This is a genomic window from Pacificibacter maritimus (assembly GCF_003814915.1).
In the GTDB taxonomy this organism is placed as follows: Bacteria; Pseudomonadota; Alphaproteobacteria; order Rhodobacterales; family Rhodobacteraceae; genus Celeribacter; species Celeribacter maritimus.
On the sequence record NZ_RKQK01000002.1, the window covers coordinates 546,148 to 558,689 of the forward strand.

At 56.5% G+C, this 12,542-nt stretch carries 11 protein-coding genes; 10 read left to right on the forward strand and 1 reads right to left on the reverse strand.

Translation table 11 applies throughout. The annotated features are described in order from the left end of the window. The first annotated feature begins 118 nt into the window (after window positions 1-118). From EDD53_RS09125 to EDD53_RS09150, 6 genes are all read left to right on the forward strand, one after another. Window positions 119-472, forward strand: coding sequence for an SMI1/KNR4 family protein (locus EDD53_RS09125; protein WP_123792905.1), 354 nt, complete (start codon window positions 119-121; stop codon window positions 470-472). A 33-nt stretch (window positions 473-505) separates the two neighbouring features. Further along, a complete protein-coding gene (locus EDD53_RS09130) occupies window positions 506-757 on the forward strand; it encodes a hypothetical protein (protein WP_123792906.1) in 252 nt (83 codons plus the stop codon). Between the two features lie 185 nt (window positions 758-942). Continuing rightward, complete coding sequence (locus EDD53_RS09135) at window positions 943-1,638, forward strand: GAD-like domain-containing protein (protein ID WP_123792907.1); 696 nt, start codon at window positions 943-945, stop codon at window positions 1,636-1,638. Between the two features lie 322 nt (window positions 1,639-1,960). Next, window positions 1,961-2,512 carry an ImuA family protein gene (locus EDD53_RS09140; RefSeq protein WP_123792908.1) on the forward strand — a complete coding sequence of 184 codons (552 nt, stop codon included), beginning with the start codon at window positions 1,961-1,963 and terminating at the stop codon, window positions 2,510-2,512. Further along, window positions 2,454-3,908 (forward strand): Y-family DNA polymerase, encoded by a 1,455-nt coding sequence (locus EDD53_RS09145; protein ID WP_123792909.1) that lies wholly within the window; start codon window positions 2,454-2,456, stop codon window positions 3,906-3,908. Before EDD53_RS09140 ends, EDD53_RS09145 begins: the two co-directional genes overlap by 59 nt. Beyond that, the gene (locus EDD53_RS09150; RefSeq protein WP_123792910.1) at window positions 3,905-7,213 is read left to right on the forward strand and encodes an error-prone DNA polymerase; all 3,309 of its coding nucleotides are present in this window, start codon (window positions 3,905-3,907) and stop codon (window positions 7,211-7,213) included. The genes EDD53_RS09145 and EDD53_RS09150 overlap by 4 nt, the downstream gene beginning before the upstream one ends. 414 nt (window positions 7,214-7,627) lie before the next feature. Here EDD53_RS09150 and EDD53_RS09155 read toward each other — a convergent pair whose 3' ends face one another. Beyond that, window positions 7,628-8,539: a LysR substrate-binding domain-containing protein gene (locus EDD53_RS09155; protein WP_123792911.1), complete on the reverse strand. Its 912-nt coding sequence runs from the start codon at window positions 8,537-8,539 to the stop codon at window positions 7,628-7,630. 57 nt (window positions 8,540-8,596) lie between these two features. On the opposite strand from EDD53_RS09155, the gene EDD53_RS09160 reads away from it, so the two are divergent. From EDD53_RS09160 to EDD53_RS09175, 4 genes are all read left to right on the forward strand, one after another. Beyond that, window positions 8,597-9,736, forward strand: a complete 1,140-nt coding sequence (locus tag EDD53_RS09160; protein ID WP_246002329.1) for an ABC transporter substrate-binding protein — start codon at window positions 8,597-8,599, stop codon at window positions 9,734-9,736. Between the two features lie 92 nt (window positions 9,737-9,828). Beyond that, window positions 9,829-10,875: an ABC transporter ATP-binding protein gene (locus EDD53_RS09165; protein WP_123792912.1), complete on the forward strand. Its 1,047-nt coding sequence runs from the start codon at window positions 9,829-9,831 to the stop codon at window positions 10,873-10,875. Beyond that, a complete protein-coding gene (locus tag EDD53_RS09170) occupies window positions 10,872-11,735 on the forward strand; it encodes an ABC transporter permease (RefSeq protein WP_123792913.1) in 864 nt (287 codons plus the stop codon). Before EDD53_RS09165 ends, EDD53_RS09170 begins: the two co-directional genes overlap by 4 nt. Before the next feature lie 9 nt (window positions 11,736-11,744). Then, entirely contained in the window at window positions 11,745-12,539 is a 795-nt protein-coding gene (locus tag EDD53_RS09175; protein WP_123792914.1) for an ABC transporter permease, read from the forward strand. Window positions 12,540-12,542 lie beyond the last annotated feature (3 nt).

Consider the following 12,542-nt stretch of genomic DNA (forward strand, 5'->3'; position numbering starts at 1 on the left):
GCGAACCGGCGTAGATGGGGAGCACGCAATTGGTCATCCCTTGCCGAGAGCACTCATTGACCTTTGAGCCCCCATCAAGGGCCCCGCCTTTTTCAACGGCTCCGTGCGCATCAAAGTGATGGAACGCACGCCCTTGACGGACAAAGAGGGTCGTCAAAAGGTTCTGACGCTGTTTGGTTTGACCTCTGGCAAGGACGGTATCGTCGCGCAAGACACCAACTATCGCAGGCGTTTTGCAGGGCGATGTATACCATTTGCCGATGATGGTTTGGGCAATCTTTTCGTGATTGATACGGTGACGGGGCAGATTAAATTCTGGCATCACAAATGCCAAGACGGGGAAACCAATCCAAAGGCGTTGGCCCTTGTTGCAAAAGACTTTGATGCGTTCCTATCCAATTTGGATCTCTTCAAGGAAGAGCACAGTCCAGCGCTGTTGCAAGGCATCAAAAATGTGCGGTTAGACTTTTGACCGCTAAGCAACATTAATATAGGTGTTTTACCCATGAAGCTCGCTGAAATGAAAACCTATTTGGCCGCTCATGGTGTCGAAGATGGAACCGCCTACAGTCATGGCGGACTTGGCGGGGGCGACATCCATGGCATCGAAGAAATCGATGGCGTCTGGTACACCTATTACAGCGAACGCGGCAGCAAAGGCGGATATCGCGCTTGGCCCAGCGAAGAAGATGCCGTGGCCTTTGTTGTGAAAGATGCCGAAAAATTCGCGCGCGCCTATAAATTTTGGAAAGAGTGAAAAAGAGTGAATATGTCCGTACCCCCTGACAAGATTCCTGCCTATTGCGCGCGCCATGGACTGGAAGAAAACAGAGATTATGTTTTAAAAGACTTTGCCGTCCGCGCGCGTGGTACCTTTGAGCAAGCTGCCGAATGGATCATAGCGCAGGCCAGATTGGCACGATCTCAAATGGGCCCTAGCCAATGACATACATTAGCGAAATCAAAGGCCGCAGCGGTAAAGATCATATCGATAGCGTGCTGAAACGGTCAGGGCCTCTCATCGGTGCATCCGTCGTGCCCGAGGCCACGCTGGAGGCTTGGACTGGGGTCCTGCCTGACATCTTGATCGATTTTTGGCGCAATCACGGTCTCGGGGCGCTTCAGGGCGGGGTGATGCGCCTGTGCGTGCCGGATGAGTTTGATGGCCTTTTATCCGAGGTTTTTCAGGCAGACAAAGATTTTTCACACAAAGACTGCCATGTTATTGGCTACGGTCCCTTTGGAAATCTGATTGTCTGGAGCGCGCGCCACTGGATCGTCAGAATAGATCTGCTGCATGGGCGCGTCTCCGCATCTGGGCTGACTGACCCCAGCAAAAAGCATAATGAGAATGCATCGATTGTCGCCCATCTGTTGGGCCATCAGCCCGACAGTCTGGATGTGGTGGACGACGACGGTAAAAAGATGTTCAAACCTGCCGTCAGCGCGCTTGGTCCACTGAAGACGGGTCAGGCATTCGGTTTTTTCCCAGCCTTGGCAATGGGCGGTGCGCCGCAGATCGCAAACCTCAAGATCGTGCCAGCGCTGGAACATTTTGTAGTCCTCGCACAGCTTCAAAAATTCCATCTGGTTGACTATCTTGGCAGCGCGCCAGGCGCCCTAAGAACAATCGGGTAACATCGCTAAGCATTTGGTCCGTATCCAGTTTGGTACCCCTGCGATCCTATCAAAGACTGCACCAAAACTGGTACCTTTTCAGACTTTTGTACTTGTCTTGCAGTAATGGATTTGGGTGAAGGACAGTCACCAATGAAGATCGCCGCGGCGGTCAAACTGGGCACCTTGCTGCCCTTCTCAGTTTTGCAGGACGTAAAGGTGATTGGCCCAGATCCCCCTGTTACTCTGACCCAAAGTTGACGTGCAGCGATTGATTGCCTCCGCAATGCAGCGCCAAATACGGAAGTTGCTCAAAGTATATGTTCTCCGTATGTTCTCATCAATGCGAGTCGATCTTCGAAATATCTTTCCTCTCCGCCCCGCCAGGGTTCATGAGGTTTGCGGGCCCACTGCGATAAGCTTTGCGGCCATGGCAGCATCAGGTCCGTGCCTATGGATCCGTGAGGGCTGGCTTGGCGACACGATCACGCCTCAGGGGCTCCTGCGCTATCTTGATCCCACGCAGCTTCTTCTGGCGCGCCCTAAGGATCAGATCGATGCCTTGGCCGTGGCCGAGGAGGCATTGAAAGACGGTGTGCTCCCCTATGTTATCCTCGAAATCACCCGCCCACTCGATCTGCGCGAGGGGCGGCGGCTGCAACTGGCGGCCAAGGCGGGCGGCACGACTGGGCTCTGTATCATCCCTGAAGGCATGGGCTCCAACGCGACCCACACCCGCTGGCGGGCTACGCCGAGCTTTGATGCCGCAGAGGAAGACTCGACTCTCATGCGCTGGGAGATTATTAAGAACAAATCAGGAACAAATGGAGCCTGGAATGTTCGATGGGATCAGAAAGCGCGTCGTGTGCATGTGGTTTCCGCGGTTGCCGAGTGACCGCGTTCTGCGTGCGCGTCCCGTGTCCGGCCCCTTTGCAATCACCCACAAATCCAACAACACCGAACGAATTTATTGCCTCAACAGCCCTGCAGAGCGCGCGGGGCTGACCCGCGGGATGAGCTTTGCCGATGCCCGCGCTTTTTGCCCCGACCTGATCAGCCAACCCGCGCGTCCTGATCTTGATGCCCACTTCCTCGCGATCCTGCGTCGGTGGGCGACTCGCTATTGTCCCTGGGTCGGATGGGATGGCGCGGATGGGCTCGTGCTCGATGTGACCGGATCGACCCATTTGTGGGGCGGCGAAGAGGCGATGTGCGATGACATGCGGGCGCGGGCGGCGCGGGCAGGGCTTTCGGTCGGCCTTGGCCTCGCCGACACGCGCGGTGCTGCTTGGGCCTTTGCCCATTACGGAGGCGCGGGCAAGACACTCGAACACCTTCCGGTTGCTGCGCTGCGCATCAATACCCAAGTGGTCACCGGACTACAGCGCCTCGGTCTGCGCACCATCGGCGATCTCTCCACTGCGGCTCGCGCGCCCTTGGCACGCCGTTTCGGGCCAGAGATGATGCTGCGTCTCGACCAAGCCATGGGCAGGGTGCCCGAACCCGTTACACCCGAAAAAGAACCACCGCGTTTCGTCAACCGCATGAGTTTGCCTGAACCGATAGGCCTGACCGAGGACGTCATGGGCATCACCGAACGCCTACTGGTGCCGCTCTGCGACAAGCTCAACCGCTTCGAGATGGGCGCGCGCAAACTCTCCCTCACGCTGCGCCGTGTCGATCAGAGCAGCCGAGAGGTCGAGTTGCGCCTTGCCGCACCCATGCGCGATCCTCATCGCATTCTACCGTTGTTCGAGCGCGGTGTGGGCGAGGTAGACGCTGGCTTTGGTATTGACCAGATCCGCCTCAAAGCCACGCAGGTCGAACCGCTCGCGGTGCAACAGATCGGCAGCGTCCAAGCCTCCCCCGACCGTCTCGCCGATCTGATAACTCGCATCGGCACGCGTATCGGCCTCGACAACGTGCAACGCTATCTTCCTGCCGACAGCCACATTCCGGCACGCGCTTTTCGCATCGTCCCAGCCGCATACACTCGCCCCGACAGCAGCTGGTCCACGTGCCGTCCACGCCCGCTGCGCCTGTTCCCGCCCGAACCAATTGCGGGCAGAGGTCATACCCCGCCCGACCGTTTTCGCTGGCGACGCATGACGCTGACCACGGGGCGCGCCATCGGCCCCGAACGCATCGCACCCGAATGGTGGCTCGAAGGTGATACATGGCGCACGGGGTTGCGCGATTACTGGAAAGTGGACACGCGCGAAGGCCGCCGCCTGTGGCTCTTTTATACGCCACAAAATCCCAGCTGGTGCGTGGAGGGGGAATTCGCATGAGCTACGCCGAACTTTGTGTCACCTCTAACTTCACTTTTCTCACCGGCGCCTCACATCCCGAAGAACTGGTGTTGCGCGCCGCAGAGCTGGGTCTTGAGGCGCTGGCGATCACCGATCGCAACACACTCGCCGGAGTCGTGCGCGCATGGTCGGCGCTCAAGACGCTCCGCGAAGAGGCGGCCGAAAGCCTGCGTATCCGCCCCTCGCACCAAATTGATTCCTGTTCGCGTCAAGAGATCGGGTCGCCCAAAGACCTGCCTACGTCACAGGCCTCGAAACTGCCGAGGCTCATCGTCGGTAGCCGTCTCGTGCTACGCGATTGTCCTGTGGAATGGCTGGCGCTGCCCACTGACCGCGCCGCTTACGAGCGCCTTTCGCGGCTGCTTACACAGGGCAAACGGCGCGCAGGCAAGGCAGAATGCCATCTCGATCTGGCCGATCTCGAGGCGGGCTGTCTGGGCATGATCCTCATTGCGATGCCGCCACGTAATTTACACCATGCGCGCGCACCGCTTGAGCGGCTCCGCCATCGCTTCCCCGGCCATGTATTTTTGGGAGCAGCTCCCTGTTATGACGGTTCTGATCAAGGCTGGTTCGACCGCTGCTCGGCGCTTGCGCAGCGCTGTGCAACGCCCATGGTGGCGGTCGGGGACGTGCTTATGCACCACGGGCGCAGGCGCAGGCTTACCGATGTGCTGACCTGCCTACGCGAGGGGCTGACCATTGACCAAATCGGCACCCGCGCGCTACCCAATGCTGAACGCCGCCTCAAGGGGGGCGCCGACATGGCGCGGCTTTATCGCAACCATCCGGCTGCGCTGCGGCGCACTGTGGAGATTGCCGCACGCTGCGGGTTTGATTTATCCGAGCTGAGCTACGAATACCCCGACGAGATGTCCGACGGCGAAAGCCCGCAAGCCCGTCTCGAACGCCTTGCCCGCGAAGGGATCAAACACCGCTATCCCCACGGAGCGGCCCAGCGGGTGCATGATCTCATGCGCAAAGAATTGAGCCTCGTAGGGGAACTGGGCTACGCGGCCTATTTCCTCACCGTTCATGACATCGTGGCGCAGGCTCGATCGCGCGGCATCCTCTGTCAGGGGCGTGGCTCGGCCGCCAATTCCATCCTTTGTTACCTCCTTGGCATCACCGATGTGTCGCCCGACATGATCGGCATGGTGTTCGAGCGCTTCATCTCCCGTCATCGTGGCGAACCGCCCGACATCGACGTGGATTTCGAACATGAGCGCCGCGAAGAGGTGATCCAGTGGATCTACGAAAAATATGGACGTCACCGCGCGGGGCTTTGCGCCACCGTCATCCATTTCCGCACCCGCGCCGCCATTCGCGAGGTGGGCAAGGTCATGGGGTTATCGCAAGACCTCACGGCGCGGCTCTCAGGCGACATCTGGGGGCAGAGCAACTCTGGAGCGGATATGGAGCGGGTAAAAGAGTTGGGCCTCAATCCCAAGGACCAGCGACTGGCGCAGACTATTAAACTCATCGGCGAGATCATCGGCTTTCCGCGCCACCTCTCACAGCATGTAGGAGGCTTCATCATCACGCGCGGGCGGCTCGACGATCTTTGTCCCATTGAGAATGCCGCCATGGAGGGGCGCACCTGTATAGAATGGGACAAAGACGATATCGACGCTTTGGGCATTCTCAAGATCGATATCCTGAGCCTTGGAATGCTTACATGCCTGCGCAAAAGCTTCGATCTTCTGGAGGCGCATGAGGGGGTGCGGCGGACCCTCGATACCGTGCCCCAAGAGGACCGCGCGACCTATGACATGCTCACCCGCGCCGATGCGGTGGGCGTGTTTCAGGTCGAAAGCCGCGCCCAGATGAACTTCCTTCCGCGGATGCGCCCCTCGACTTTTTACGATCTGGTGATCGAGGTCGCCATCGTCCGCCCCGGCCCCATTCAAGGCGGGATGGTCAAACCCTATATCCGGCGGCGGCAGGGGCTTGAGGCTCCCGAACCCTTTGGTCCTGCGCTCCAAGAGGTTACGCGCAAAACGCTTGGGGTGCCGCTTTTCCAAGAGCAGGCGATGCAGATCGCAGTTGTCGGGGCGGGCTATTCGGCGGAAGAGGCTGACAAGCTTCGGCGCTCTCTCGCCTCCTTTCGGCGCATGGGCACCATCGGCGAGCATCGCGAGCGGTTCGTGCGCGGCATGATGCGCAATGGCTATTCACATGAGATCGCGCAGGCCTGTTTCGGTCAGATTGAGGGTTTTGCCGATTACGGGTTCCCCGAAAGCCACGCAGCCGCCTTTGCCATGCTGACCTATGTGTCGTCTTGGCTCAAATGCCACCACCCAGCGGTGTTTGCCTGTGCTCTTCTAAATTCCCAACCGATGGGCTTTTACGCCCCAGCGCAGATCGTTCGGGACGTGCGCGAACACGGTGTCGAGGTGCGGCCAGTTTGCGTGAACCACTCGGGCTGGGACAACCTCTTGGAGCGGCGGGCCGATGGCGCGTTAGCGTTGCGGCTCGGGTTTCGCCAAATCAAAGGCTTTCGCGAAGAGGACGCGGCCTGGATCACAGCGGCGCGCGGCAATGGCTATCAAGACCCAGAAAGCGTCTGGCTCAGGGCGGGCGTCGCGCCCACCGTGCTCGAACGGTTAGCCGAGGCTGACGCGTTCATCAGCATGGGGCTCACGCGGCGCAATGCCTTGTGGCAGGTGCGCGCGATCCTTGCCCCCAAGCCTTTGCCGCTCTTTTCCGATCCGATGGACGGCGAAGGCATCCGCGAGGCTGAGGTGTGCCTACCGTCCATGCATATGGGCGAGGAAGTTGTGGAGGATTACGTCTCCACCCGCCTCACTCTACGCGCCCATCCGATGGAGCTTTTGCGACCATCAATCCCGGGGCTCACGCCCCATGACCGACTGCCAACGGCGCCCCTAGCGCGCATCACTGTCTGCGGTCTCGTCATAACTCGCCAGCGCCCTGGCACGGCCTCAGGCGTGATTTTTCTGACACTTGAGGATGAAACCGGCGTCTCCAATGTGGTCGTCTGGCCTAAGGTCTACGAACGGTTCCGCCGCACGGTAATGGGCGGGCGGTTATTGCGTGTCAGCGGGCGGCTGGAACGCGAAGGCATCGTCGTTCATCTCATCGCCGATCATATCGACGATCTGTCGCACAGGCTTTCAGACCTTGGCCACCCGATGGAGGAGGCCGTGGGCATCACTCAGCCCCAAGCGGACGACGCCCCCCGACCGCCGCGCTACCCGCCCCGCGCCATGCACCCGCGCGATCAGGCAAAACGCCTGTTTCCGAGCCGCGATTTCCATTGAGAGGCGCATTCGTTTGACCTGAGGCGCGGATGCAAAGCATCACGCGCTTGAGCTTCATGGTAAGCTATTGGAGATGCAGAACATAACAAAAGCCCGCCCATCCACACCCTACGCCGTAACGACTAAATACAATGGGCTTTGGCAACAAACGGCGGATTGCGGACTTGCGCTGCACGCGCGCATTCGACAAGGCAGCGTGAAGAAAGCGGACAGTTGGACCTACAAGCACACTGTGCGAAATTTGAAAATGTAGCGAATAGCAGATTTAAGCCCAAACTATTTTACAGCGCCCAGTACTGCACCCTCAGCTTTAGAGCATTCTGAAGTTCTCATACGGAAAAATGTCTCATAACCGGCCCTAAGGCTTCTATAGTTCGCGCAGGTTCGATCTGCCTGCTATACACTTCAACCTTCCTATTTTGCTCTTTGCGGCGCGTTCGCTTTCAGTTCCCTATCAACCATGTCCAAAAATGCCTCACCAAGACTGGACAGTGGTTTGTGTTTTGGCAAAAGCACGCGGTAGCTGTAAGGGATTTGGGGCTCAAATGGCCGCAATTCGATCAGCCCAAGGTCGCGCAGGCCGCATGCGGTGACCTCGTCGATAATGGAAAGCCCTGCGCCGTTCGCAACCATATTTCCAAGCGCCATGGACAGTTGCGCTTCAATTTGAACTTTCCGTGTGACGTTGTTTGCAACAAAGAAGGCGTCGATCTGGTCTCTGCGGGGGTTGTCGCGGCCAAAAGACACAAAACTTTGCCCTTCGAAGTCCTGCGGCGTGAGCACCTCGCGGTGTAAAAGGTCGTGACCCCGTGGCAGAACGGCAACCAAAGGCGCATCATGCAGAACCTTAGCGGTGACACCCGGATGTTCGGTGCCAAGTTCCGCCAAACCAAAATCATATTGCTGGGACGCCACGCATTGAATCACCCGCTGCGAGCCTTCGATCTGCATGCTGACTGATATATCTGGGCGATCCTGACAGAATTTCGCAATCATACGCGGTAGAAAACTCATCGCCATGGCTGGCAGGCTGACCAAACGCAATGATCCGCGCCTGAAGTTTCCGATGTCGCGGGCGGCTTCTGCAATCGTGTCAATTCCGATGAAGGACCGATTGACCTCTTCGTACAACGCCAAGGCCTCAGGCGTGGGATAGAGCCGCTTTTTCTCACGTAAAAACAAAGGATAACCGACGCTATGTTCCAAATCTGAAATCAAACGACTGGCTGCGGGCTGTGTCACATTGATGCGTTTGGCGGCGTCAGTGACGCTGCCTGTGTCAATCAGCGCGCGAAAGGCTTCTAGCTGTCGATGTTGTATTTTCATGAGTATTTGCCCTGTTTACAGAAAATCATAACATTTGCGTATGATGTGGGCAATATAATGAATTTGACTGATGTTGCGTTGAAGGCATTACTGGCGGTTGTAAACACAAGCGGGTCTGCACAAAAAGAATCCGCACTTACACCAACACCGACTCGGAGGTCGACCAACATGTATAAATCGATTATGGCTGTGAGCCTGCTCGCTCTATCAACTACAGCCGCTTTGGCGGAAGACAAAACGCTCTATCTTGGCGCCTATGGCGGCTCGACAGAGACTTTGTTCAACGAAACACTGATCCCTATGTGGGAAGAAAAAACGGGCGCAAAAGTTGTCTACGTGCCTGGAAAATCCACCGACACGCTTGCAAAACTGCGCGCTCAAGAAGGTGCACAGGAACTTGACGTTGTCTTCATCGACGATGGCCCCATGACCCAAGCCATTGGCTTTGGCTACTGTGAGACAGTCAATGAAGCCACGTTTGACGGCCTATACGACGCGGCACGTATGCCCGAAAACAAGGCGGTCGGCGTTGGCATTATCGCCACGGGCCTTGCATACAACACGGAAATCTTTGCTGAAAAAGGTTGGGATGCACCGACATCTTGGACAGATCTGGCCGATCCGAAATACAAAGACATGTTGTCTATCCCACCGATCACAAACGGCTATGGCTTGCACGCTTTGATCGCGACGGCGATGATGAATGGCGGCGGTGTTGATGACATCGAGCCTGGCTTTAAAGCCTTTGAAGACACTATCGCAGAGAACGTCAAAGTGTTTGAGCCTTCATCAGGCAAAATGTCTGAACTGTTCCAAACAGGTGAAATCGCTTTGTCCGTTTGGGGCTCTGGCCGTTTGAAAGCATTGGCTGACTCTGGGTTCCCAGGCGCGTTTGCCTACCCTGAGGAAGGTGGCATCAAATTGTTGGTCACAACTTGCCCTGTGATCGATTCCGATGTGCCTGAATTGGCACAAGACTTCGTTCAATTCGTGACCTCTCCAGAAGCTCAAAAATTGATCGCGACGACGCTTGCATGGGCGCCTGTGAACAAAAGCGTTGAGTTGACCGAGGAAGAAAGCTCTGCTTTGCCAGTTGGTGCTGACATCGTAGATAACCTGATTGAGGTCGACTACGCGATCGTCAACTCATCACGTGGCGAGTGGACCAAATCTTGGACACGTCGCATCGAGCAATAAGTCTCACCGAACGATACTTAAAATCAGGAAAAATCAGGCGCGCGCATCACACCTCGTGCGCGCCTGTGACCTCTCATACTCAGGGCCGACACATGTCTTTTCTAAAATTTGATTCACTCCGCAAAGAATTCGGAGATTTCGTCGCAGTGCACGATATGAGCCTCAGCGTCGAGCGTGGTGAATTCATTTCACTGCTTGGCCCGTCAGGCTGCGGCAAAACCACTACCTTGCAAATGGTTGCAGGCCTTTTGTCGCCCACCTCTGGAAAAGTTATTCTAGATGGCAAAGACATCACCAACACACCACCCAACAAACGCGGGCTGGGGATCGTGTTTCAAAGCTATGCTTTGTTTCCGCATATGTCCGCTTTGGACAACGTTGCTTTCGGTCTTGAAATGCGCGGCGTTGGCAAGGCGGAACGGCTTGAGCGAGCGCACAACGCATTGAATCAAGTGAAATTGGGGCAGTTCGTGGACCGCTTTCCAAAGGATATGTCAGGCGGTCAACGGCAACGTGTCGCCTTGGCGCGCGCCTTGGTGATCGAGCCGCCAGTGCTGTTGTTGGATGAGCCTTTGTCCAACTTGGACGCGAAACTGCGCGAAGACATGCGCATCGAATTGCGTTTGTTGCAGCAAGACCTCGGCGTCACCACAATTCTCGTGACCCACGACCAAGAGGAAGCCCTGTCGATGAGTGACCGCATCGTGGTCATGCAGCAAGGCGATGTATCACAAGTCGCGGCACCGCTTGATCTCTATGAGCGCCCTCTCAACAGTTTTGTCTCTGATTTTGTTGGCAAAACAAACATCCTCCAAGGCAAAGTCACTGACAAAAATGTAGTGTCTGTTAACCAAATCGCGGTGTCCGTCAACACCGAAGCGCATGTGGTTGGCGCGGATGTGGCGCTGTCTATTCGACCCGAAAAATTTACCATGTCCAGCGACAACGCCGGCCTGCCCGTGCGTGTTAAGGCCTCGATTTTCATGGGCGCGAGCTGGCTTTACAGCGTTGAAAGCGACATGGGCGAGCTGCTTGTCACCCAACCCAACACAGGAAGCGCAGGGTTTGCCCGTGGCGATTCGGCATATCTTGCTTGGGAAGAAGGCGCTCTCACAGTGTTTGGCGGAGTGCAAGCATGAGCACTGAGAAAACCCCAAACACCCCGTATCTTTTGACGGCCCCAGGCGTTCTGTTTTTCGCAGCCCTCTTAGGGGCGCCGATGATCATGACACTGCTGCTGAGCCTGCATTCCTATGATTTTAACCTTGGCGTTCAATCCGATTGGACCTTTGGCAACTACGCGGAAGTGATCGGCGATCCGTATTTCCAAAAGATCTTTGGCCGTACCTTTGGTCTGGCCCTTTGGGTGACCGTGATCTGCGTCGCCATTGGCGTGCCTGAGGCCTATGTTTTATCGCGTCTTAACCCGCGCTGGCGCTCGATCTTTTTGCTGATCGTGCTAGGCCCGCTGTTGATTTCCGTGGTCGTCCGTACGCTCGGCTGGGCCTTGTTTTTCGGCGGCAGTGGCATACTGAGCATGGTCTCTCAAGCTTTGGGATTTGGCGACGAACCTGTCAGTTTGATGTTCACTTTTACGGGCATGACCATCGCGCTTGTGCATGTTCTGGTGCCTTTCATGGTGATTTCCGTTTGGGCCTCTTTGCAAAAGATTGACCCTCAAAGCGAAGATGCCGCCTACAGCCTTGGCGCGTCCAAAATGACCGTTTTGCGCCGCATCACCTTGCCGCAAGCCATGCCGGGTATTCTGTCGGGCAGCATCATTGTTTTCGCGCTTACTGCCAGCGCCTTTGCGACCCCAGCCATCATCGGTGGACGACGTCTCAAAGTGGTGGCGACTGCGGCTTACGACGAATATCTCAGCACGCTCAATTGGCCGCTGGGTGCGGCGATTGCCGTCCTTCTTCTTATTGCAAATATCGCGATTATCGTCAGCTACAACAAGCTGGTAGAGCGCCGTTTTGCCAAAGTATTTGAATAGGAACCTGTCATGAGAACCCTTGGACCTATTGCCCTGATTTTTCACGCCATATTCGTCGCCTTCATCATGGCGCCGCTGCTGATGGTGATCGCTGTCTCCTTCACTGACAAAGGCTATCTATCCCTGCCCACAGACGGTCTGTCTTTGCGCTGGTTTAAAGCCATCTTGGACAATCCCGACTTTATCGAAGCCTTTGGGATGTCGGTATGGTTGGCGCTATTTTCGGCGACTGTTGCTGTGATCATTTCCGTGCCTGCGGCTCTGGCCTTGGCGCGTCATAAATTTCCAGGTCGCGAATTGATCTCGGCGTTTTTGCTATCCCCCTTGATGATCCCGCATCTGGTTTTGGGCGTCGCCTTCTTGCAATTCTATTCCAGAATCGGCTTGGGCGGATCGTTTTACGGCCTTGCAGCCGCACACATCATCTTGGTCACACCCTATGCTTTGCGTTTGGCCTTGGCCTCGGCCACGGGCATGTCGACAGATGCAGAACACGCCGCGATGACACTTGGCGCGTCCAAGTTCACAGTGTTTCGCCGCATCACAGTGCCGCTCATTTTGCCCGGCATTGCGGGTGGTTGGATTTTATCTTTCATCACCAGCTTTGATGAGCTGACGATGAGCGTGTTTGTCGCCTCGCCCTCAACGCAAACCCTGCCTGTGAAGATGTACAACCACATCACTCAAACCATTGATCCGCTGATTGCCTCTGTGTCGACCGTGCTGATCGTTTTGACCTTCTTGTTGATGCTGATTTTGGATCGCTTTTATGGCCTCGACAAAATCTTCATCGGGAAAGGGTGAGTC

Excerpts from the sequence above, each read along its gene's own strand:
- EDD53_RS09125 (WP_123792905.1), top strand. The coding sequence starts at position 119 with ATGGAACGCACGCCCTTGACGGACAAAGAGGGTCGTCAAAAGGTTCTG.
- EDD53_RS09130 (WP_123792906.1), top strand. The coding sequence starts at position 506 with ATGAAGCTCGCTGAAATGAAAACCTATTTGGCCGCTCATGGTGTCGAA.
- EDD53_RS09135 (WP_123792907.1), top strand. The coding sequence starts at position 943 with ATGACATACATTAGCGAAATCAAAGGCCGCAGCGGTAAAGATCATATC.
- EDD53_RS09140 (WP_123792908.1), top strand. The coding sequence starts at position 1,961 with ATGCGAGTCGATCTTCGAAATATCTTTCCTCTCCGCCCCGCCAGGGTT.
- EDD53_RS09145 (WP_123792909.1), top strand. The coding sequence starts at position 2,454 with ATGTTCGATGGGATCAGAAAGCGCGTCGTGTGCATGTGGTTTCCGCGG.
- EDD53_RS09150 (WP_123792910.1), top strand. The coding sequence starts at position 3,905 with ATGAGCTACGCCGAACTTTGTGTCACCTCTAACTTCACTTTTCTCACC.
- EDD53_RS09155 (WP_123792911.1), bottom strand. The coding sequence starts at position 8,539 with ATGAAAATACAACATCGACAGCTAGAAGCCTTTCGCGCGCTGATTGAC.
- EDD53_RS09160 (WP_246002329.1), top strand. The coding sequence starts at position 8,597 with ATGAATTTGACTGATGTTGCGTTGAAGGCATTACTGGCGGTTGTAAAC.
- EDD53_RS09165 (WP_123792912.1), top strand. The coding sequence starts at position 9,829 with ATGTCTTTTCTAAAATTTGATTCACTCCGCAAAGAATTCGGAGATTTC.
- EDD53_RS09170 (WP_123792913.1), top strand. The coding sequence starts at position 10,872 with ATGAGCACTGAGAAAACCCCAAACACCCCGTATCTTTTGACGGCCCCA.
- EDD53_RS09175 (WP_123792914.1), top strand. The coding sequence starts at position 11,745 with ATGAGAACCCTTGGACCTATTGCCCTGATTTTTCACGCCATATTCGTC.